The organism is Curtobacterium sp. VKM Ac-2852 (assembly GCF_013205045.1).
Lineage (GTDB): Bacteria > Actinomycetota > Actinomycetes > Actinomycetales > Microbacteriaceae > Curtobacterium > Curtobacterium flaccumfaciens.
Map to the genome: position 1 here is coordinate 907,723 of NZ_JABMLI010000001.1, position 20,463 is coordinate 928,185.

Annotated in this window: 21 protein-coding genes; 16 read left to right on the forward strand and 5 right to left on the reverse strand. The window is 72.0% G+C overall.

Annotated features, from left to right (window positions below; all coding sequences use genetic code 11):
* The first annotated feature begins 8 nt into the window (after positions 1–8).
* The 10 genes from HQQ79_RS04485 to HQQ79_RS04530 all read left to right on the forward strand — a co-directional run bounded on the left by HQQ79_RS04485 (position 9) and on the right by HQQ79_RS04530 (position 10,893).
* Positions 9–986: a carbohydrate ABC transporter permease gene (locus HQQ79_RS04485; RefSeq protein ID WP_027466814.1), complete on the forward strand. Its 978-nt coding sequence runs from the start codon at positions 9–11 to the stop codon at positions 984–986.
* Positions 983–1,843 (forward strand): carbohydrate ABC transporter permease, encoded by an 861-nt coding sequence (locus HQQ79_RS04490; RefSeq protein ID WP_071245605.1) that lies wholly within the window; start codon positions 983–985, stop codon positions 1,841–1,843. The genes HQQ79_RS04485 and HQQ79_RS04490 overlap by 4 nt, the downstream gene beginning before the upstream one ends.
* A 58-nt stretch (positions 1,844–1,901) precedes the next feature.
* The gene (locus HQQ79_RS18565; RefSeq protein ID WP_173032653.1) at positions 1,902–2,612 is read left to right on the forward strand and encodes a hypothetical protein; all 711 of its coding nucleotides are present in this window, start codon (positions 1,902–1,904) and stop codon (positions 2,610–2,612) included.
* A gap of 34 nt (positions 2,613–2,646) precedes the next feature.
* On the forward strand, positions 2,647–2,841 hold the full coding sequence (locus HQQ79_RS04500; RefSeq protein ID WP_017887924.1) for a hypothetical protein: 195 nt from the start codon (positions 2,647–2,649) through the stop codon (positions 2,839–2,841).
* A 54-nt stretch (positions 2,842–2,895) separates the two neighbouring features.
* Positions 2,896–4,581 carry a bifunctional 3'-5' exonuclease/DNA polymerase gene (locus HQQ79_RS04505; RefSeq protein ID WP_173032655.1) on the forward strand — a complete coding sequence of 562 codons (1,686 nt, stop codon included), beginning with the start codon at positions 2,896–2,898 and terminating at the stop codon, positions 4,579–4,581.
* Positions 4,582–4,624: 43 nt separating this feature from the next.
* On the forward strand, positions 4,625–5,443 hold the full coding sequence (locus HQQ79_RS04510; protein ID WP_173032657.1) for a phosphatase PAP2 family protein: 819 nt from the start codon (positions 4,625–4,627) through the stop codon (positions 5,441–5,443).
* A gap of 108 nt (positions 5,444–5,551) precedes the next feature.
* Positions 5,552–7,147: a serine/threonine-protein kinase gene (locus HQQ79_RS04515; RefSeq protein WP_173032659.1), complete on the forward strand. Its 1,596-nt coding sequence runs from the start codon at positions 5,552–5,554 to the stop codon at positions 7,145–7,147.
* A 45-nt stretch (positions 7,148–7,192) separates the two neighbouring features.
* Positions 7,193–10,345, forward strand: coding sequence for a GH92 family glycosyl hydrolase (locus HQQ79_RS04520; RefSeq protein WP_367948056.1), 3,153 nt, complete (start codon positions 7,193–7,195; stop codon positions 10,343–10,345).
* 34 nt (positions 10,346–10,379) lie between these two features.
* Positions 10,380–10,616: a hypothetical protein gene (locus tag HQQ79_RS04525; protein WP_173032661.1), complete on the forward strand. Its 237-nt coding sequence runs from the start codon at positions 10,380–10,382 to the stop codon at positions 10,614–10,616.
* 64 nt (positions 10,617–10,680) lie between these two features.
* The gene (locus HQQ79_RS04530) at positions 10,681–10,893 is read left to right on the forward strand and encodes a hypothetical protein (RefSeq protein ID WP_138802103.1); all 213 of its coding nucleotides are present in this window, start codon (positions 10,681–10,683) and stop codon (positions 10,891–10,893) included.
* Positions 10,894–11,005: 112 nt separating this feature from the next.
* Here the strand turns inward: HQQ79_RS04530 and HQQ79_RS04535 are convergent, their stop codons facing one another.
* From HQQ79_RS04535 to HQQ79_RS04550, 4 genes are read right to left on the reverse strand one after another with little or no spacing between them, the layout of a single operon-like run.
* Positions 11,006–11,533 carry a GNAT family N-acetyltransferase gene (locus HQQ79_RS04535; protein ID WP_173032663.1) on the reverse strand — a complete coding sequence of 176 codons (528 nt, stop codon included), beginning with the start codon at positions 11,531–11,533 and terminating at the stop codon, positions 11,006–11,008.
* Between the two features lie 37 nt (positions 11,534–11,570).
* Positions 11,571–12,509 (reverse strand): aldo/keto reductase, encoded by a 939-nt coding sequence (locus HQQ79_RS04540; protein WP_173032665.1) that lies wholly within the window; start codon positions 12,507–12,509, stop codon positions 11,571–11,573.
* A gap of 51 nt (positions 12,510–12,560) precedes the next feature.
* Positions 12,561–13,181 carry a hypothetical protein gene (locus tag HQQ79_RS04545; RefSeq protein ID WP_173032667.1) on the reverse strand — a complete coding sequence of 207 codons (621 nt, stop codon included), beginning with the start codon at positions 13,179–13,181 and terminating at the stop codon, positions 12,561–12,563.
* 49 nt (positions 13,182–13,230) lie between these two features.
* Positions 13,231–13,986 (reverse strand): SDR family NAD(P)-dependent oxidoreductase, encoded by a 756-nt coding sequence (locus tag HQQ79_RS04550; protein ID WP_173032669.1) that lies wholly within the window; start codon positions 13,984–13,986, stop codon positions 13,231–13,233.
* 34 nt (positions 13,987–14,020) lie between these two features.
* Here HQQ79_RS04550 and HQQ79_RS04555 point away from each other — a divergent pair, with 34 nt between their 5' ends.
* Positions 14,021–14,896, forward strand: a complete 876-nt coding sequence (locus HQQ79_RS04555) for a putative RNA methyltransferase (RefSeq protein WP_173032670.1) — start codon at positions 14,021–14,023, stop codon at positions 14,894–14,896.
* A gap of 19 nt (positions 14,897–14,915) precedes the next feature.
* Here HQQ79_RS04555 and HQQ79_RS04560 read toward each other — a convergent pair whose 3' ends face one another.
* Positions 14,916–15,335, reverse strand: coding sequence for a VOC family protein (locus tag HQQ79_RS04560; RefSeq protein ID WP_173032672.1), 420 nt, complete (start codon positions 15,333–15,335; stop codon positions 14,916–14,918).
* A 62-nt stretch (positions 15,336–15,397) separates the two neighbouring features.
* Here HQQ79_RS04560 and HQQ79_RS04565 point away from each other — a divergent pair, with 62 nt between their 5' ends.
* From HQQ79_RS04565 to kdpB, 5 genes are all read left to right on the forward strand, one after another.
* Complete coding sequence (locus tag HQQ79_RS04565) at positions 15,398–16,342, forward strand: YafY family protein (RefSeq protein WP_173032674.1); 945 nt, start codon at positions 15,398–15,400, stop codon at positions 16,340–16,342.
* 117 nt (positions 16,343–16,459) lie between these two features.
* The gene (locus tag HQQ79_RS04570) at positions 16,460–16,597 is read left to right on the forward strand and encodes a hypothetical protein (protein ID WP_155896901.1); all 138 of its coding nucleotides are present in this window, start codon (positions 16,460–16,462) and stop codon (positions 16,595–16,597) included.
* Positions 16,594–16,683 carry a potassium-transporting ATPase subunit F gene (locus HQQ79_RS19100; RefSeq protein ID WP_017887940.1) on the forward strand — a complete coding sequence of 30 codons (90 nt, stop codon included), beginning with the start codon at positions 16,594–16,596 and terminating at the stop codon, positions 16,681–16,683. Before HQQ79_RS04570 ends, HQQ79_RS19100 begins: the two co-directional genes overlap by 4 nt.
* Positions 16,683–18,365 carry a potassium-transporting ATPase subunit KdpA gene (gene kdpA, locus HQQ79_RS04580; RefSeq protein ID WP_173032676.1) on the forward strand — a complete coding sequence of 561 codons (1,683 nt, stop codon included), beginning with the start codon at positions 16,683–16,685 and terminating at the stop codon, positions 18,363–18,365. The genes HQQ79_RS19100 and kdpA overlap by 1 nt, the downstream gene beginning before the upstream one ends.
* Positions 18,362–20,461, forward strand: coding sequence for a potassium-transporting ATPase subunit KdpB (gene kdpB, locus HQQ79_RS04585; RefSeq protein WP_173032678.1), 2,100 nt, complete (start codon positions 18,362–18,364; stop codon positions 20,459–20,461). Before kdpA ends, kdpB begins: the two co-directional genes overlap by 4 nt.
* The last annotated feature ends 2 nt before the right edge of the window (positions 20,462–20,463 follow it).

The following is a 20,463-nucleotide window of genomic DNA, read 5'->3' on the forward strand; positions in this document are numbered from 1 at the left end:
ACCCGCGCGTGACGATCAACACCGAGCGGCCCCCGGCCGCAGCCACCCCCGCCCGGACGACACGTTCGTCCGGGCGGGGCGCCCCCGCGCCGCGCGCCGACGGCGGCCGAGCGCCACGACGGACCGACGGCTGGTGGCCGTGGCTCTTCGTGCTCCCGTTGCTCGTCGGCGTCGGCACCTTCTACATCTGGCCGATCATCCAGACGTTCTGGTACTCGTTCACCAGCTGGGGCGTCTTCGGGGGCGCCACGTTCACCGGCGTCGCCAACTACGTCCGCCTCGTCGGTGACCCGCAGCTCTACCAGTCGCTGCTCAACACGGTGATCTACACCGTGATCGTCCTCGCCGGGATCCCGATCGCGGTGTGGCTCGCCAGTCTGCTGAACACCCCGGGGCTGCGGTTCGCCCAGTTCTACCGGGTGCTCTTCTTCCTGCCGTACGTCGCCATGCCCGCGGCGATCGCCCTGGTCTGGCGCATCATGTACAACGGCGACTACGGCATCGTGAACTGGTTCCTCGGGAACTTCGGCATCGACGGCCCGTACTGGATCTCGACCCCCGGCTTCGCGCTGATCGCGGTGAGCCTGGTCGGCCTCTGGTCGTCCCTCGGGTTCTCGATGATCATCCTCGGCGCCGGGCTCAAGGACATCCCGCCGGAGCTCTACGAGGCCGCGGAGCTCGACGGCGCGAGCCGGTGGCGGCAGTTCCGCTCGGTCACCGTGCCGTTGCTCAGCCCGAGCATCTTCTTCGTGGTGATCGTCACGACGATCTCGAGCTTCCAGCTCTTCGACCTGCTGTACGCGATCCTCGGCAGCACCAACCCGGTGATCCCGAAGACGATGTCGCTCGTCTTCTACTTCTACAGTGCCGGGTTCATCGACAACGACAAGGGCTTCGCGGCCGCGATCGCGATGGTGATCTTCCTGCTCATCGGCATCGTCACGCTCGTGCAGTTCCGCGTCCAACGGAAGTGGGTGCAGGGATGACCGCCACCGTCACACCGCCTCGGACCGCGCGTCGGCCCGGCCGACGCGGCGGCAGCCACTGGTGGATCCACGTCGTGCTCGGCATCGGCGGGTTCGCGATGGCGTTCCCGTTCCTGTGGCAGATCATCATGTCGCTCTCCACGAACGCGCAGGTGCAGTCCGTCACGCCGGTCTTCTGGCCGGGGGAGCTGCAGTGGCAGAACTACGCGCAGGTCTTCGAACGCCTGCCGTTCCTCAGCCAGCTCGGCACGTCCGTGTACGTCACGATCATCCGCACGCTCGCGCAGATCGTCCTGTGCACGCTCGCCGGGTACGCCTTCGCCCGGATGCGGTTCCGCGGTCGGGCAGCCCTGCTCGCGATCGTGCTGTCGATCCTGCTCGTGCCCTCGCAGGTCTACCTGATCTCGCAGTACCAGATCGTGCAGGGGCTCGGCTGGCTCGACACCCTGATGGGGATCGTCGCACCCGGGCTGTTCAGCGCCTTCGGCACGTTCCTGATGCGGACCGCGTTCCTGAACATGCCGCCCGAGCTCGAGGAGGCAGCGCGGATGGACGGCGCGAACCCGTTCCAGACGTTCTGGCGGATCATGCTGCCCCTGGCCCGACCCTCAATCAGCGTGCTCGCGATCACGACCGTGCTGTGGTCGTGGAACGAGCTGCTCTGGCCGCTCGTGGTCTCCACCCGCGCCGAGGACATGCCGCTCGCCGCCGGCCTCGCGACGCTGTCGAGCGACCGCACGATCGACTACCCGGTGCTGATGGCCGCCAGCCTGATGGCGATGGCGCCGGTGCTCATCATGTTCGTCGTGCTGCAGCGTCGGGTGATGGACGGGCTCGCGTCGTCCGGTCTGAAGTGACCACCGCGACCCCGGCCGGGAGGCCCGTCCCGCGTCCGTCGCGGTCCTCGCCGCCGCCGTGGGGTCACCGGACGACTCCGCGACGGTGGCGGCCGCACTGGCCGCCACCGTCGCCGACGCCGGGTCCGCCGAGCGGGACGCGCTGCTGGCGGCGGCGCTCCGCGCTGCGGTGCCGGACAGCGCCGACGCCCTCGCGGAGCGTGGGCTCCCGCGCGCGCTCGCCGAGGCATCCGTCGCCGACGTCGACCGCAAGCTCGCGCGCTACGGGCTGCACGGCACCGGGGTGGAGTGGCTCGTCGCCGTGGTGACCGGGCGTGTGGTGGCCGTGGGGCGCCTCCAGTTCGAACTCGGCGACCACCTGGCGGACGGCACGCCGGCCTGGGGTGTGCACGTGCCGGAGACCGGGCCGCTCGACCCGGTGGCCTGCGACCGCTCGTTCGCCCGCGCACCCGAGGTCCTGCGCGGCCTCGCGCCGCAGCTCGCTGCGGACCGGTGGCAGTGCCGCTCCTGGATGCTCGATCCGGGCCTGCCGGCCGCGCTCGGTCCCGATGCCAACCTCGTGCGCTTCGCCCGGCGCTTCCGTCTCGTCCCGCCGGGGGAGCACGATGCGACCGAGGGGGACGCCAGCGTCGCGAAGTTCGTCTTCGGGGTGCCGTTTGCCGCCGCACGGTCCGCGGCGCCGTCCGGTCGGTTGCGCGCGGCCGTGCTCGACCGGTGGGCGAGCGGTGGGCACTGGACCGAGCGGACCGGCACGGCACCGGTCGCGTGACCGCCCGCAGCCGCGGCCGCGTACCGTGCACGGCATGACGAAGCCCGACCACGACCACCTCGACGACGGCGTCGACATGACGTTCGAGGAACGCCGACAGGACACGTTCCGCCGCATGTCCGGATCCGACGAGCACGACGCCGACCCGCGGGTCGAGGTCTCCCGTGCCGAGGACGGCGACGTCCGCATCGACGTCGCCGACACCGCGGCGGTCCGACCCGGCGAGTGACACCCGTTCCGGCCCTGGTCCGCCGGGGTCGGTGGGGCACGGCATGATCGTGTCGTGCACCTCGTCCTCCGCCGCGTCGACGGCGGCGTCCTCGCGACGCCCCTGACCGACGCGGGGACCGCCGGAGGTGAGCCGATCCGCCTGGACGAGCCGGGCCTCCCGGCCTTCGTCGCAGCCCACGACGCACCGGGCGTGCGCTGGGTGTGGGACGACACCGCCCGCTGGTACCCGGCCGTGCTCGCCGCTGACGGGCGAGTCGGACGCTGCGTCGACCTGCGCCTCGGTCGTCGTGTCCTGCGGGCTGCGCTCGCGGCACGGGGATCCGCGCTCGCCGCTCGGCCGGCCGACGCCCTGGACGCCCCGGTCGCGGAACCCCGCGTGGTCCGGCCGACGCAGGCCCAGCTCTTCGACGACGCCCTGTTCACCGCCGCTGCGCCCGACGACGAGGTCGATCCAGTGGCGGAGTTCCGGGCGCAGCTCGCCGCGGTGGCGGGGTCGAGCGCTCCGGGTGCGCTCCGCCTGCTGCTCACCGCGGAGTCGGCCGGTGCGCTCGTGGCGGCCGAGATGCTGCACGCCGGGCTGCCGTGGCGTGCCGACGTGCACGAGCGGCTGCTCGAGGACGCCCTCGGGCCGCGCGTGCCCTACGGGGTGCGACCGCGACGCCTCGAGGAGATCGCCGCCGTCGTGCGCGAGCGCCTCGACGACCCCGGGCTCAACCCGGACTCACCCGCCGACGTCCTGAAGTCGCTGCGCCGGGCCGGCCTGATGGTCACGAGCACGCGGAAGTGGGAGCTGCAGGAGATCGAGCACCCCGTCATCGAGCCGCTGCTCGAGTACAAGCGCCTGGCGCGACTGCTCACCGCCAACGGCTGGACCTGGCTCGACGACTGGATCCGCGACGGACGGTTCCACCCGAAGTACGTCGTCGGTGGTGTCGTCACCGGGCGCTGGGCGGCCGACGGCGGGGGAGCGATGCAGTTGCCGAAGGGCATCCGCGGCGCGGTCATCGCCGACCCCGGGTGGAAGCTCGTCGTGGCGGACGCCGCGCAGCTGGAGCCCCGGGTGCTCGCCGCGATGTCCGGCGACCGGGCGATGGCCGCGGCCGGCGACGGGCGCGACCTGTACGACGGCGTGGTGGCGTCGGGGGCGGTCGAGACCCGGCAGCAGGCCAAGGTGGCGATGCTCGGTGCGATGTACGGGGCGACCCAGGGCGAGGGCGGTCGGCTCGTGCCACGCCTGGTCCGGGCGTTCCCGCAGGCGCTCGACATGGTGGAACGGGCCGCGCGTGCGGGGGAGCGCGGCGAGCCGGTGACGACGCTGCTCGGCCGGACGTCACCGGTGCCCGAGGACTCGTGGTTCGAGGCCCGGAACCAGGCGTACACGGTCGAGGGGACCCCGGCGATGCAGCGTGCCGTCGAGTCCCGCGCCCGGAGCTGGGGCCGGTTCACCCGGAACTTCGTGGTGCAGGGGACCGCGGCCGAGTGGGCGCTCGCGTGGATGGGATCCCTGCGCTCGCGGTTGCTCGCGCGGTTCCCCGGAGCCGTGACGGACGGGCCGCACCTGGTGTTCTTCGTGCACGACGAGATCGTGGTGCACGCCCCGGCGGAGCACGCGGAGTGGGTGGCAGAGCAGGTCCGGGAGGCCGCTGTCGATGCCGGACGGCTGTTGTTCCAGGACTTCCCGGTGACGTTCCCGCTGTCGGTCGGAGTGGTCGGGGCGTACTCGGAGGCGAAGGACTGAGGCGGCCGGGGCGGCTCCCGGCGGCTTCGGGCAGTGTGGACGGATGCACACCGAACACGGGGACGCCGCCGACCGCACCGTCGGCGAAGTCGACCTGACCCGTTGGCGCTCCCGTGCCGGCCGCAGCGTCGCCGGTGCGTGGACCGCGCTCGGCAAGCGCTTCGGCGCCATGCCCGTCCTGCTGCTGACCCTCGCCATCGGCCTGGGCGTCGCCGTCCTCGCCACGTGGATCGCCTCCGAGGTCTACGACGCCGTCCGTGAAGCCGACGACGTCGCGGTGCTCGACCGACCCGTCCTCGACTGGGCGCTCACACTCCGATCACCCACGGCGGACACGCTCGTCACCTGGTGGACCGACATCGCCGGCACGATCGGGATGCCGATCGTCGCGCTCGGGTTCCTGGTCGGCTTCACGATCCAGCGCCGTGCGTGGACGCCACTGGTGCTCCTGGTCGCCGCGAGCGGTGGTTCGCTGCTCATGACGATCGCGGGCAAGGACCTGATCGGTCGCGCCCGTCCGCCGCTGACCGACGCGGTGCCGCCGTACGAGACGTCGCCGTCGTTCCCGTCGGGCCACACGCTCAACTCCACGGTGATCGTGGGCACCATCGTGTACCTGCTGCTCCTGCGGCAGTCGCGGGTCGTCACCCGGGTGTGGACGATCGTCGTGGGCACCCTGTTCGTGCTGTCGGTCGGGGCGTCGCGGGTGTTCCTCGGGCACCACTGGCTGACCGACGTCCTGGCGGCGTGGGCGCTCGGACTCGCGTGGCTCGCCCTCGTGATCACGGCGCACCGGTTGTACCTGACGGCGCTCCACCACGGTGCCGAGCCCGCGCCGGACGTCGACCGCATCACTTCGTGAGCAGAAGACGTCGGGTCGCTCGCTCGCACCCGACATCTTCTGCTCACGAAGTCGCCGGGCGCCCCGAACGGCAGAGCGCCGTCAGCCGCGACCGGTAGGTTGCCGGGCATGGAAGAACGGGTCTTCGGCGGCAGGTACCGCGTCACGGGCACGCTCGGACACGGTGGCATGGCGTCCGTGTACCGGGCGGTCGACGAGCAACTCGGCCGCGAGGTCGCGGTCAAGGTGTTCCGCATCGGCCCCGTCGACCGCGGTGAGCGCGCCCGCGCCGAGGCGGAGATCCAGACCCTCGCGACGCTGCGGGCCCCCGAGCTCGTCACGCTCTACGACGCTGCACTCGACGACGTCGACGGCGACTCGTACCTCGTCATGGAACTCGTGCCGGGCAGTGACCTGGCGACCCGTCTGCGCGAGGGCCCGCTCGACCCCGCGACCGCCGCCCGCCTGGGCGCGCAGGTCGCCGACGGCCTGGCCGCCGTGCACGCGCAGGGGATCGTCCACCGTGACGTGAAGCCCGCGAACGTCCTGCTCGAGAGCGACGGCCGGCACGTCAAGCTCGCCGACTTCGGGATCGCCCTGCTCCGCGACGCCTCACGGGTGACGGGGACGGGGACCGTGATGGGGACGGCCGCGTACCTGGCCCCGGAGCAGGTCCTGGCGAAGGAGATCACCGGCAAGGCCGACGTCTACTCGCTCGGCCTCGTGCTGCTCGAGTGCATGACCGGCCGTCAGCCGTTCCCGGGCAGTGCGGTCGAGTCGGCCACCGCCCGGCTGACCCGTTCGCCCGAGATCGACCGGCAGCTGCCCACGGCCTGGCGCACCCTGCTGCACGTGATGACGGCGCAGGACCCGGCGGAGCGACCGACGGCAGCCGAGGCCGCCGAGCGCCTGCGCGCGCTGGGCCGCGACGAGCCGACGAACGCGACGCAGCTGCTGCCCGGCGCGCCCGGTGCGGTGACGGCCGCGGCTGCCGGCGCTGCGGGGGCCGCGGTCGGCGCCGGTGCCGCCGCAGCGGCGAACGCCGACGACCGGACGCAGGCGATGCCGGCGAGCGAACTGCCGAACGGCGGCGCGCGTCCGGGCGACGACGCCACCCGCGTCCTCGACACCCAGCGCCCGAACCCCGCCGACGACGTCTCGACGACCGTCCTCGGCGCCCAGGCGGCCGACCGCGGCGCATCGGACCCGAGCGGGCCGACCCCGCCACCGGTCACGCCCCGCCCGGTCCGGGACGACCAGCCGGAGGACCAGCCGGAGAAGAAGAAGCGCGGACCACTCATCGCCGCGATCATCGTGATCGTCCTGGTGGTCATCGGCATCGGGGTCGCGGTGTTCGCCCTCAACGGCGACGACGACGGCACCCCGGCCCCGACGGACACCACGTCGACCGCGCCGACCGAGCAGCAGCCGTCCGAGGACCCGGGCGAGGAACAGCAGCCGAGCGAACCGGCCGAGCAGCAGCCCTCACAGGAGCAGCAGCCGTCGCAGCCCGCCGAGGAACCCAGCGAGCAGCCGAGCGAACCGACCCAGCCGGAGCAGCCCACGCAGGACCCGCCCGTCGGCCCGGAGCCGAGCACCCCGGCCTCGAACCCCGTGCAGGAGCCGCAGGACGGCACGGGCGCCGCCGACACCGGCGCGGTCGACACCACGTCGGACACCGCTCCCGGCAAGTCCGGCAGTGCCCCCGGGCAGAACAAGGACTGACACGCCGGGTTTTCGTCCAGTCCCTGGAGCAAATAGGCTCGCCCCGTGCGAGAACTGCAACGGAGCGGTGGTCCGACGACGGCCGTGGCCGCTCGGAACGGTGTCGGGTTCGGTTCCGCGGAGGGCTGGCTCGTCGAACGACCAGCGGGCGGGTCGGTGGCCGAGGCGATCGTCCCCGGCTTCACCGGACGCACCATCGCCACCGGCGACGAGCTCTCCTGGGTCTGGTTCCCCGAGCGGACCCTGCCCGACGGGGCGTCGGAACCGACGGAAGCAGACCTGCCGCACTTCTGGGACGCCACGGCCTTCGCCGTCGACGTCGTCTTCACCGACGGCTCGCGGCTGCGGGACCACGCCGGGGTCCGCGACCAGTACGGCGACGCGGTCACCCCGGACGCGCAGGACGCGGCCCGCAAGCAGTGGGTGGACCAGTGGAACCGTCGCGCGGTCGACCTCACGCCGTTCGCGGGGCTGGTCGTCGACCGCCTGGAGGCCCGGCTCGGCTCCGACGCACCGGCTGCGGCCGCCGACGGTGAGCGTCCCGCACTGCGCGGCTGGCTCGACGCCGTCCGGATCGGTCCCGCGCGTCCGACCCCGACGACCCCGCTCGGCCACGTCCGGACGACCCGGGGTACCCAGGCATCCTCCCGGTTCTCCCGCGGCAACAACGCCCCGCTGATCGGTGTCCCGCACGGCGGGGTGTTCGGCCTGCCGATGACGGACGCCTCGAGCAACCGCTGGCCGTACGCGTACCAGGAGCACGACCGGCTCGACGACCAGGGGCGGCTCCGCCCGGCGATCCAGGCCTTCGCGACGAGTCACATCCCGTCGCCGTGGATGGGCGACCGCGGGGTGTTCCAGGTGATGCCGTCGCCACTCGACACCCCCGACGTCGACCGGTCCGCCCGCGCGCTCGGGTTCGACCACGAGGACGAGCAGGACGGCCCGCACCGCTACCGGGTCGCCCTCGAGCACGGTGTGACGGCAGAGCTGACCGCGGGGGAGTTCGCCCTCGGGTTCCGGTTCACCGGCACCCGCAGCGTCGTGCTCGACCACCACGGCCGGGTGTCCGACGTCTCCGTGACGATCACCGACGGCACCGCCGTGGTCGAGGCCGTCCTCGACGACCGCCCCGGCACCCCGCCGCACCACGTGCACCTGCGGGTCGCCGGGGTCACCGCCGACCACACGACGATCGGCGAGCAGGAGCTGCGCGGCTGGCTGTCCGTGGGGGAACCCGGGGGCATCGACGGCCCGGTCGACGTCCTCCTCGGCATCTCGACCGTCTCGATCGAGGACGCCCGCGCGAACCTCGACGACGCCGGCTCGTTCGACGCCATGTGCTCCCGTGCCGAGGCGCTGTGGACCGAGAAGCTCGCGACGCTGTCCTTCGACGGCGCGAGCCCCGACCAGCTTACGAGCCTGTACTCCGGCCTGTACCGGCTGTTCCTCTACCCGAACCGTGCCGGGGAGACCGCCCTGACCGGCACCCCGCGGCACCGCTCCCCGTACGGCGACGTGCTGGCGGACCCGATCCGCGACGAGCCCGGGCCGGAGATCGTCGAGGGACCGTTCACCACCACGAACGGCTTCTGGGACACCTACCGCACGGCCTGGCCGCTCCTCGGACTCCTGACCCCCGAGACCGCGGGCGAACTCGCGCAGGGCTTCGTCGAGCACCACCACGACGGTGGGTGGACGCCCCGCTGGAGTGCCCCCGGTGCCGAGGACTGCATGACCGGCACCACGAGCGACACCGTCTTCGCCGACCTGGCCGTGAAGGGCGTGCGCGGCTTCGACCTGGCCGAGGCGTACCGGAGCGGGGTGCGGAACGCGACCGTCCCGCCGCGTGACGAGCGCGTCGGACGCAAGGGGAGCCTCCCGGGCGCCTTCCGCGGCCACGTCGACACGGCGACCCACGAGGGGATGTCGTGGACCCTGGACGCGGCCATCAACGACTGGGGTCTGGCCGTCATGGCGGGCCTGCTCGCGTCGCGGGCGCGGACGCCCGCCGACCTGTCCCGCTACGAGGCCGAGGCCGAGTGGTTCGCCCGCCGGTCGCTGCAGTACCGGCACGTCTTCGACTCCGAGCGCGGGTTCTTCATCGGCCGCGACCCGGACGGCTCGTGGCGGGTCGGCACCGAGTTCGACCCGCGCGACTGGGGCGACGACTACACGGAGACGAACGCGTGGGGCACCGCGTTCACGGCGCCGCACGACGGTGCCGGCATCGTCGACCTGCACGGCGGGCCGGAGCGCTTCGACGCCGCTCTCGACGCGTTCTTCGCGACCCCCGAGACCGGGGCCCTGGCGCGCTCCGGCTCCTACGGCTTCCCGATCCATGAGATGACCGAGGCCCGTGACGTCCGGATGGGCATGCTCGGGCTGTCGAACCAGCCCGCGCACCACATCCCCTTCTTCCCGATGTTCACCGGACGGCACGACGACGCGCACCGCATCGTCCGCGAATCGCTCGAGCGCCTGTTCGTCGGGTCCGACCTCGGCCAGGGCTACCCCGGCGACGAGGACAACGGGGAGATGAGCGCCTGGTACGTCTTCGCGACCATCGGCCTGTACCCGCTGGCGCCGTCGACCGGTACCTACGTGCTCGTGCCGCCGTCGGTCCGCAGGACGGTGCTGCGGCAGCCTGGAGGATCGCCCACCGTCATCGAGATCGCCGCCGGCTTCGCAGGCGGGTACGTGGCGTCGGTGACGGTCGACGGCTCGCCCTGGACCTCGGTCACCATCCCGCACGGCGTGGTCGTGGCCGCGTCGCGGATCGAGTTCACGCTGTCCGACGAACCGCGGGGATGGGCGTCGGACACCCGCCCCGTCTCGGCCTCCGACGTGCACGGCTACCGGGACGCCCCGGTGGACGTCCTGCCCGTCGGGGCCTCGGCGCTCACCGACGACACCGGCCGCACCGTCACCGCGCTCGCGGCGGGGGAGTCCGTGTGCTTCGACGTGGCGTGCGCCGCCGCCTCGCTGTACACCGTGACGGTGGCATCGCCGGGGTCGTACTCGTGGCAGGTCGGCCTCGACGACGCCGTCACCGCGGTCAACGGCGCGGAGTTCACGTGGGCCGGCCAGACCCGGGTGTTCCGGATCCTCGGTGGGGGTTCGTCGTTCAGGTTCACCGCCGGCACCGACCTGGCGCTGACGCAGCTCGAACTCATCGCGGCCGACGGACAGCGTTGACCCGGCGTTCACCGAGCGGGAGCATGCTCGCCCCATGTCGATGAGCGCACCGTTCGATCCCGAACAGCAGGGCCGGTCCATCCCCGTGGACGGCAGTGACGAGTCCGAGCTCGAGATGGAGGAGGACCGCGGCGCCGACGTCGGCGACGACTCCGCCGACCCGAGCGTCTCGCCCGTCAGCCACCACGACGAGGACGAGGCCGGCGGCGGCCCGGTGTTCCGGCGTCCGCACGCCGGTGAGCGGCTGCACCCGGACGACCTCGCCGGCTGAGCGGTCCGGGGGTCCTCAGGCGTTTCTTGGGCGATTGCCAAGCGGCTCGGGCATGCTCGTGCGCATGTCGATCGCGAACTCGTGGGACCCGTCCGGTGGCCGTGCGATCCCGGAGGACCAGGTCCGTCAGGACGGGCTCGAGCTCGACGAGGACCCGGCGATGCTCGGGATCTCGTTCGACGTCGTGGGTGGCGCCTCGGCCGATCCCGCCGGGGTTTCCCCGGTCGACGTGAACGTGCCGACGCCGAGGTCTGCTGGCGCCGACTCCGACGACTAGCGCGCGCCTGGTCGAATCGGGCGTACCTGGTCGAATCGGGCGTACCTGGTCGGAACTTCTGACCAGGTACGCCCGAAAGCACCTTGCATCGCACGCGTTCTGGGAAGGAACCTCAGCGCGCGGAAGGGTCGATGACCCGGTACTTGAACCCGACGTGCGAGCCGGTGAAGCCGAGGCGTTCGTAGAACCGGTGCGCATCGGTCCGTGCCGCGTCGGACGTGAGCTGCACGAGCGGGGTCCCGAGGGCCGGCGCCGCGACGTCGGTCACCCAGCGCATCAGGGCACTCCCGATGCCGCCGGAGCGTAGAGCACTGCTGACCCGCACCGCCTCGACGAGCAATCGAGTGGCTCCACGACGAGCCATGCCGGGGATCCGGGTGAGCTGCAGCGTCCCGACGAGCTGCCCGTCGGGGTCCTCGGCGACGAGCAGCGCGTTCGCCGGGTCGTCCACGATCGACCGGAGTGCCTCGGCGTACTGCGGGCGGTCCTCCGGTGCGGCGACGTCTCCACGCGCGGCACTGATCGGGTCGTCGGACAACAGCGTCATGAGTGCGTCGAGGTCCGCTTCCGTGGCGTTCCGCAGCGTCACCTCGCCGGAGCGTGTGGTCAGGCGGACGGGCAGAGCGAGGTCGTGGAGCACGACCCCACCCTGCCCGACCCGACCGGGGCGTTCCCGCTCAGGGAACGGTGTGTCCGGCCGCGGTGAAGATCCGGTACCACTCCTCGCGCGACAGCTCGACGTCCGAGCCGGCGGCCGAGTCCCGCACACGCTGCGGGTTCGTCGTGCCGAGGACGACCTGGAAGTGCGCGGGGTGGCGGGTGATCCACGCGACCGCGATGCCGGTCGGGGTGACACCGTGCGCCGCTGCGACCTCCTCGAGCAGGTCGTTCAGCTCGGCGTACTGCTCACGGTCGTCCAGGAAGACGCCGTCGAAGAAGCCTTTCTGGAACGGCGACCAGGCCTGGAGCGTGATGTCGTTGATGCGTGAGTAGTTGAGGATGTCGTTGTCGCGATCGATTGACTGCTCGAGGCCACCCATGTTCGCTGTCAGACCCTGCGAGATCACGTTGGCGTGCGTGATGCTGAGCTGCACCTGGTTGAACGCGAGCGGCTGGCGGACGTGCTTCTTGAGCAGGTCGACCTGGCCGGGGGTGTGGTTCGAGACGCCGAAGTGGTGCACCTTGCCGGCGGCGTGCAGCTCGTCGAAGGCCTTCGCGACCTCTTCCGGCTCGACCAGGGCGTCGGGGCGGTGCAGCAGCAGGACGTCGACGTACTCGGTCTGCAGCGCCTCGAGCGACTCGTGCACGGACTCGAGGATGTGCTCGTACGAGAAGTCGAAGTAGGCGCCCTTCGGCGTCGGTCGGATGCCGACCTTGGTCTGCAGCACGATCTCGGCGCGTTCCGCGGGCGACAGCGTGACCGCCGCGCCGAACCGCTGCTCGCAGCCGTGCCATTCGCCGTACACCGCGGCGTGGTCGAACATGTTCACGCCCGCATCGCGCGAGGCGCTGTAGAGCGAACGGATGTCCTCGTCGCTCATGTCGTTGATCCGCATCAGTCCGACGACGACGTCGGAAGCGGTGAGGTCTGTCTGTGGCAACTCCAGTGTCTTCACGCGCTCGATCCTGCCAGCCGGTCCCCGGTGCAGGCAGGCCCTGCCAGTACCTCAGGCGCGTTCGGGCAGCAGGGCGGCGAGCACCCCGGAGCCGTCGACCCACGTCCCTTCCAGCGTCTCGCCCTCGGGCAGTGCCGTGCCGACGACCCGAGCGATGATGATCGTGCCGTGGTCGGTTGCGATCGACGTCAGGGCGTCCGCAGTGGTCGCTCGCACCGAGGTGATCGTGGGGGAGTCGGATGCCGAGCCGCTCCCGCGGGCCCAGGCGTCCTTCGGCCGCTGTCCGGCACCGTTGGCCAACTCGAGCTCCGCTTCGTGCCGACCGGTGACGATCGCCCGGCGCAGGACGTCGGCATGGACCGGATCGCCCACGGCGTCGTACACCCACCGTCGCCCGAGCACGGAGTGGTCCATCTCGGTGACCAGGAACGCGTCGGCGCCGGGCAGTGCTGCATCCCGGTAGGTCAGTGGCGCCTGCAGGACCCGGCCGTCGTCGGTGCGGACGAGGAGCACCTCGATGCCGACCTCGCCAGCGGGGTCGTCGAACCGGAACTGCCCGACGACCTGGAGCGGCGATCCCGCGACGACGCCGCTCCACGCCTGGTCGGGGAGCCAGGCGGCGAGCGCCTCGGCCTTGGAGGGGCGGAGCGTTGCCTGCTCGATGACTGCCATGTCCTGACCGTACTGCCGCGCAGCACACTGCCGTCGGCACGCCTCGGGGTCAGTGGACGGAGAACCCGCCGTCCACCGCGATGGACTGCCCGGTGACGTAGGCCGACCCGGGTCCGGCGAGGAACACCGCCGCCGCGGCGAAGTCCGACGCCAGCCCGTTCCGGCCGACCAGCGTCCGTGCGGCGAGGGCCGCCACCGTCGCCGGGTCGGAACCGAGCCGCTCGTTGAGCGGGGTGCGTACGAAACCGGGGACGAGGACGTTGGAGGTGACCCCCTGCGCGGACCAGGCCTCTGCCTGGGACCGGGCCAGTGCCTCCAGACCGGCCTTGGAGACCCCGTACGCGCCGCTGGCGGCGAAGGGGCGGTGGGCCTGCTGCGAACTGATCGACACGATCCGCCCGTACCCGCGGGCCGCCATGCCGGGTGCGAGCCGCTGCCCGAGCACGAACGGCGCGTCGAGGTTGACGGCCATCGTGGCGTCCCAGGTGGCCTCGTCGAGTTCGGGCATCGGCGGCCGCAGGTTGATCCCGGCGGAGTTCACCAGGACGTCCACGTCGCCGACGGAGTCCGCGAGTGCGTGGGCTCCAGCGCGGGAGGAAAGGTCCGCGACGATGCCGTCGGCCGAGCGGCCCGCCTGGCGGATGCCGGCGACGGTGGCGTCGATGGTCGCGGGCGTCCGGGCGGCGACGAGGACGTGGGCACCCGCATCGGCGAGTGCGGTGGCGATCGCTCGGCCGATGCCGGAGCTGCCTCCCGTCACGAGCGCGGTGCGGCCGTCGAGGCCGAAGAGCTGCTGCAGCGACATCCGGTCAGGCTACCGAGGCCCGTACGCTGGGCCGGTGCGTGACGACCTGCTGCCGATGCTCGCCTGCCCCGTGTGCGCCGAGCCCCTCGGCCGCGTCGACGGCGGCCAGGTCGGCTGCCCGAACGGGCACCGGTTCGACGAGGCGAAGCAGGGTCACCTGACCCTCCTGCCCGCGAAGCGCCGCGCACTCACCGCGGACACCCCGGAGATGGTGGACGCGCGGCTGCGGTTCCTGGGGCGTGGGCACTACGCGCCCGTCGAGCGGGCGCTCGCCGCGATCGTCGCGGACGCCACCGCGCCCGGCATCGTGCTCGACGTCGGTTCCGGTCCGGGCACCTACCTGGCGCACGCGCTGGACGCGGCGCACGTTCCGGACGGGAGGCCCGTGGCCGCGCCGGACGCTTGTGCTCCGGCCGGCAGTCGGCCGGGTCCACGTCTCGGGGTCGCGTTGGACTTGTCGGCCGTCGCGATCCGGCGTGCGGCACGCGCCCACGAGCGCGCGGGGGCCGTCGTCGGGGACGTGACCGAGCGCCTCCCGGTCGTCGACGGCGCTGCCGCCGTCCTGCTCGACGTCTTCGCACCCCGCAACCAGACCGAGTACGCCCGCGTCCTGCACGCCGACGGCGTGCTCGCGGTGGTGACCCCGCGGGCCGGCCACCTGGCGGAACTCGCCGAGGCGACGATCAGCGTGGACCCGGAGAAGGAGCGCCGGCTGCACGACTCCCTGACGCCGTCGTTCGCGCTGCGGTCCTCCGAGGACCTGACGTGGACCATGGAGCTGTCGGCAGAGGACGTCCACGACGTCGTGCACATGGGGCCGAGCCACCACCACGTCGCGGCGGACACCGTGTTCGAGCCGGCGACGGTGACGGCCGCGGTCACCGTGTCGACGTGGACGCCGACGCGCTGACCGCGACCGTCAGGACCGACTAGTCGCCAGACGGGGCGACGTCGAGCTGCCAGACCACGCCGAAGCGGTCGCGCAGCTGCCCGGCCAACGGTGCCCAGGCCGAGGGTTCCAGGGGCTGCCGGATCTCGGCGCCGTCGGACAGCGCGGCCCAGTACCGCTGGATCTGGGCGGTGTCGTCGCCGTGCACGAACACGTAGAAGGCGTTCGATCCCTGGTCGTAGGGCTGTCCGGGCCAGACGTCGAAGGCCATGACGCGGAAGCCGGCGGCCGTGGAGACCTGACCGAACACGATCCGGTCCGCCCACGCCGGGTCGTCCAGGGCGCCCATCTGGCCGTAGGTGGCGGCGGTGACCTCGCCGCCGAAGACCGATGCGTAGAAGTCGAGCGCCGCGCGGGCGTCGCCGTCGAAGTTGAGGTGGGTTGTCGTCTCGATGCTCATGGGACGAGGATGTCGGGCAATGCGGTCAGATCGTGTCCGCTTCTCGGACGAAGATGGACGTCATGGCCGGACCCTCCGCACGGATGCTCGCGCTGCTCTCCCTGCTCCAGGTGCACCGCGACTGGCCGGGGGACGAGCTCGCCGGGCGGCTCGACGTCAGTCCCCGCACCGTCCGCCGCGACGTCGATAGGCTCCGCGGGCTCGGGTACCGGGTCGAGGCGCTCCGCGGACCGGCCGGCGGCTACCGGCTCGAGGCGGGATCCGACCTGCCCCCGCTGCTCTTCGACGACGACCAGGCGGTGGCGATCGCCCTGGCGCTCGCCGTGGCGCCGGCCTCGGGGGCGGACGTCGCCGAGTCGGCGGCTCGTGCCCTCGCGACCGTTCGGCAGGTGATGCCCGCGCGGCTGCGGTCCCGGGTCGACGCGGTGCAGGCCGTGACCGCGACGAGCCGGACCACCACCGACCCCGAGGTCCTGGTGGCTGTGAGCGAGGCCGTCCACCTGCAGGAGGTGTTCCGTTTCGGGTACGGCGACGACGAGACTCCGCACCGGGTGGAACCGCACGCCGTCGTCGCCCGGAAAGGTCGTTGGTACCTGCTCGACCGGGATGTCGACCGCGACGACTGGCGCACGCACCGCATCGACCGGATCACGCCCCGGATGCGCACCCGCGTCCCCTTCACGCCGCGACCGATCCCCGGTGGCGACGCGGCCGCGTTCGTGTCCGCGCGGTTCAAGGGGTCGGCGGTCGACGACGTGTGGCCGTGCACCGGGTCGGTGACCACGACGGCGGACGATGCGCGGCGGATCGCGCCGTACCTGCCCGAGGACGCCCTGGTCGAGCAGCTCGAGGACGACCGGGTCAGCGTCACCCTCGGATCGTGGTCGTGGGACGGCCTCGCCGGAGTCGTCGCCGGGCTGGCCGTGCCGATCCGGGTCGAGGGGCCGGACGCGCTGCGCCGAGCCGTCCGTGACCTGTCGACCCGACTCGCGACCGCGGCCGACTGAGCCACCTCGGTCACGCGCGTTAGGAGCGTGCATGCGTCCGCCAGGGCGGCGTCAGGGATCCGTTAGGAGCGGCCTGGAGGCGCGGCGCAGGACCCAGCATCGGTCTCGGCACCACACATGGTGCCGTCCGCGTCACCCGGCGCGGACACCGCAGATCTTCTGGAGTCCCTCGTGTTCGACGTGTTCGTCGTCGCCGGTGTCCTCGCCGTGTTCGGCGTGGTGGCACTGATCGCCAAGGGGGTGGAACGGCTGTGATCGGCATCACCATCGCGGCCGCCGTCCTCGGCATCGCCGCAGTCGTGTACCTCGTCTGGGCGCTCGTGCGTCCGGAGCGCTTCTAGTGGGCGCCGCGGACGTCTGGGCAGGCATCGCCCAGGTCGCCACCCTCGTCCTGCTGCTCGTCGTCGCGTACCGCCCGCTCGGTGACTGGATGGCGAAGGTCTTCACGCCCGTCCGGCACAACCGGGTCGAGCGCGGGGTCTACCGGCTGATCGGGGTCGACCCGGATGCCGAGCAGTCCTGGCCCGTCTACCTGCGCGGCGTGCTGCTGTTCAGCGTCGCCGGGCTCCTGCTCGTCTACCTGCTGCAGCGCATCCAGGTCGTCCTGCCCGGCGACCTCGGACTGCCCGCCGTCGGACCCTCGCTCGCGTTCAACACTGCGGCGTCGTTCGTCGCGAACACGAACTGGCAGTCCTACTCGCCCGAGGCCACCGTCGGCTACACGGTGCAGATGGCCGGCCTCGCGGTGCAGAACTTCCTGTCCGCGGCCGTCGGTCTCTCGGTCGCCGTGGCCCTGGTGCGCGGGTTCGCCCGCCGCAAGTCCGGCACGCTCGGCAACGTGTGGGTGGACATCGTCCGCGGCCTCGGCCGACTGTTGCTGCCCGGCGCGTTCGTCTTCGCGATCGTCCTCGTCGCCGGTGGGGTCGTCCAGTCGTGGGGGAGCGGTACCGACGTCACCACGCTCATCGGTGGCACGCAGCACATCCCCGACGGGTTCGTCGCCTCGCAGGAGGCGATCAAGGAACTCGGCACGAACGGTGGCGGCTACTTCAACGCCAACTCGGCGCACCCGTTCGAGAACCCGCAGGCGTGGACGAACCTCGTCGAGATCTTCCTGATGCTCGTCATCCCGTTCTCGCTCCCGCGCACGTTCGGGCGGCTGGTCGGCGACGACCGCCAGGGGTACGCGATCCTCGCCGTGATGGGCGCGATCTTCCTCGTGTCGCTGTCGGTCATGTCGATCGCCGAGCTCGGCGGCGGCGGTGTCGCCACACACGCTGCCGGGGCCGCGATGGAGGGCAAGGAGAGCCGCTTCGGCATCCTCGGTTCGACGCTCTTCTCGACCGCGACCACCTCGACGTCCACCGGTGCGGTCAACGCGATGCACGACAGCTACACCCCGATCGGCGGGATGATGGCGCTCGTCAACATGATGCTCGGCGAGGTCACCCCCGGCGGCGTCGGCTCCGGCCTGTACGGCATGCTCGTGCTCGCCGTCATCACGGTGTTCATCGGCGGCCTGCTCGTCGGTCGCACCCCGGAGTACCTCGGCAAGAAGATCCGCGCCAAGGAGATGACCTTCGCGGCGCTGTACATCCTCGTCACGCCGACGCTCGTGCTCCTGGCCAGCGGGCTCTCGCTCGTGATCCCCGGGGTCCGCGAACAGGTGCTCGGGACGTCGATCTTCAACCCCGGCAACCACGGGCTGACCGAGCTGCTCTACGCCTTCACCTCGGGTGCGAACAACAACGGCTCGGCCTTCGGCGGGCTCACCGCGAACACCACGTGGATGAACTCCTCGCTCGGCGTCGTGATGCTGCTCGGCCGCTTCGTGCCGATGGTGTTCGTCCTGGCGCTCGCCGGGTCCCTCGCCGCGCAGGACCGGGTGCCGGAGACCGCCGGCACGCTGCCCACCCACCGCCCGCTGTTCATCGGGCTGCTCGGCGGCGTCGCCGTCATCGTCACCGCACTCACCTACTTCCCGGTGCTCGCACTGGGTCCGCTCGCAGAAGGACTGTCATGACCACCCCCGTGACCACGGAGTCGGAACCACGCACCGCCGTGGAACCGGCCACCCGCTCGTCCGCATTCGGACCCCGCCAACTGGTGGCGGGCCTCCCGGGCGCCCTGCGGAAACTCGATCCGCGACTCATGTGGCGGAACCCCGTCATGTTCATCGTCGAGGTCGGCGCAGCGCTGACGACGGCGGCCGCCGTCGTCGAGCCGTCCGCGTTCACGATCGCCATCGCCGTCTGGCTCTGGCTCACCGTCGTCTTCGCCAACCTGGCGGAGTCGGTGGCCGAGGGTCGCGGCAAGGCGCAGGCCGACACCCTGCGGAAGACCCGTTCGACCACGAGCGCCCGCCGGGTGCTCGGGTACGCGACGACCGACGCGGCCGCGACCGGCAACCAGACCGAGGAGGTCGCGTCCGTCGACCTGGCCAAGGGCGACGTGGTCGTGGTCGTCGCCGGCGAGGTCATCCCGGGCGACGGGGACGTCATCGACGGCATCGCGTCGGTCGACGAGTCGGCCGTCACAGGTGAGTCCGCGCCGGTCATCCGCGAGTCCGGCGGTGACCGCAGTGCCGTCACCGGCGGTACCCGGGTGCTGTCGGACCGGATCGTGGTGCGCATCACCTCGACGCCGGGTGAGACCTTCATCGACCGCATGATCCGCCTGGTCGAGGGTGCGGCACGGCAGAAGACGCCGAACGAGATCGCGCTGAACATCCTGCTCGCCTCGTTGTCGATCGTCTTCGTGATCGTCTGCCTGACGATGCAGCCCATCGCGGGGCTCGTCGGTGCGACGGTCAGCGTGCCGGTGCTCATCGCCCTGCTCGTCTGCCTCATCCCGACCACCATCGGAGCCCTGCTCTCCGCGATCGGCATCGCCGGCATGGACCGGCTCGTGCAGCACAACGTGCTGGCGATGTCGGGCCGCGCGGTCGAGGCCGCCGGTGACATCACGACGCTGCTGCTCGACAAGACCGGCACGATCACCTACGGCAACCGTCGGGCATCCCGCGTGGTGCCGGTGCCCGGCGTGAGCGAGGCTTCGCTGATGGAAGCGGCAGCCCTGTCGAGTGCTGCGGACTCGACCCCTGAGGGGCGCTCGATCGTCGACCTGGCGCGCGAGGACGGCGCCGCCGTCGGCCTGCCGGACGGCGCCGTCGAGGTGCCGTTCACGGCGCAGACGCGCATGTCCGGTCTCGACCTGCCGGACGGGTCGCAGATCCGGAAGGGCGCTGCCGCGGCAGTGCTCGCCTGGGCAGACACCACCGAAGCCGGTGTCGTTTCGGCCATCGATGCGACCGTCGCGGAGATCTCCGACCAGGGCGGCACCCCGCTCGTCGTCGGTCGCCGCTCGTCGACGGGCGCGGTCACGCTGCTCGGTGTCGTGCACCTGAAGGACGTCGTCAAGGACGGCATGGCGTCGCGGTTCGCCGAGCTCCGGTCGATGGGCATCCGCACGGTGATGATCACGGGCGACAACCCGCGCACCGCGGCCGCCATCGCCCACGAGGCCGGCGTCGACGACTTCCTCGCCGAGGCCACCCCGGAGGACAAGCTCGCGTACATCAAGCGCGAGCAGGAGGGCGGCAACCTCGTCGCCATGACCGGTGACGGCACCAACGACGCCCCGGCCCTGGCGCAGGCGGACGTCGGCGTCGCGATGAACACCGGCACGACGGCGGCGAAGGAGGCGGGCAACATGGTCGACCTCGACTCCGACCCGACCAAGCTCATCGACGTCGTCCGCATCGGCAAGCAGCTGCTCATCACCCGCGGCGCCCTGACCACCTTCTCCATCGCCAACGACGTCGCGAAGTACTTCGCGATCATCCCGGCGATGTTCCAGGCGGCGTTCCCCGGGCTCGCGGCGCTCAACATCATGGGGCTGCACAGCCCGTCGTCCGCGATCCTGTCGGCGGTCGTCTTCAACGCGCTCGTCATCGTGGCGCTCATCCCGCTGTCCCTGCGTGGCGTCAAGTACCGCGCGGCCGCAGCGTCGTCGATCCTCGGCCGCAACCTGCTCGTCTACGGGCTGGGCGGCGTGGTCGTCCCCTTCATCGGCATCAAACTGATCGACCTCGTGGTCGGTCTCATCCCGGGGTTCTAGTC

Coding starts and splice junctions, on each gene's coding strand:
- HQQ79_RS04490 (WP_071245605.1), top strand. CDS start 983: ATGACCGCCACCGTCACACCGCCTCGGACCGCGCGTCGGCCCGGCCGA.
- HQQ79_RS04500 (WP_017887924.1), top strand. CDS start 2,647: ATGACGAAGCCCGACCACGACCACCTCGACGACGGCGTCGACATGACG.
- HQQ79_RS04510 (WP_173032657.1), top strand. CDS start 4,625: ATGCACACCGAACACGGGGACGCCGCCGACCGCACCGTCGGCGAAGTC.
- HQQ79_RS04515 (WP_173032659.1), top strand. CDS start 5,552: ATGGAAGAACGGGTCTTCGGCGGCAGGTACCGCGTCACGGGCACGCTC.
- HQQ79_RS04525 (WP_173032661.1), top strand. CDS start 10,380: ATGTCGATGAGCGCACCGTTCGATCCCGAACAGCAGGGCCGGTCCATC.
- HQQ79_RS04530 (WP_138802103.1), top strand. CDS start 10,681: ATGTCGATCGCGAACTCGTGGGACCCGTCCGGTGGCCGTGCGATCCCG.
- HQQ79_RS04545 (WP_173032667.1), bottom strand. CDS start 13,181: ATGGCAGTCATCGAGCAGGCAACGCTCCGCCCCTCCAAGGCCGAGGCG.
- HQQ79_RS04550 (WP_173032669.1), bottom strand. CDS start 13,986: ATGTCGCTGCAGCAGCTCTTCGGCCTCGACGGCCGCACCGCGCTCGTG.
- HQQ79_RS04560 (WP_173032672.1), bottom strand. CDS start 15,335: ATGAGCATCGAGACGACAACCCACCTCAACTTCGACGGCGACGCCCGC.
- HQQ79_RS04565 (WP_173032674.1), top strand. CDS start 15,398: ATGGCCGGACCCTCCGCACGGATGCTCGCGCTGCTCTCCCTGCTCCAG.
- HQQ79_RS04570 (WP_155896901.1), top strand. CDS start 16,460: ATGGTGCCGTCCGCGTCACCCGGCGCGGACACCGCAGATCTTCTGGAG.
- kdpB (WP_173032678.1), top strand. CDS start 18,362: ATGACCACCCCCGTGACCACGGAGTCGGAACCACGCACCGCCGTGGAA.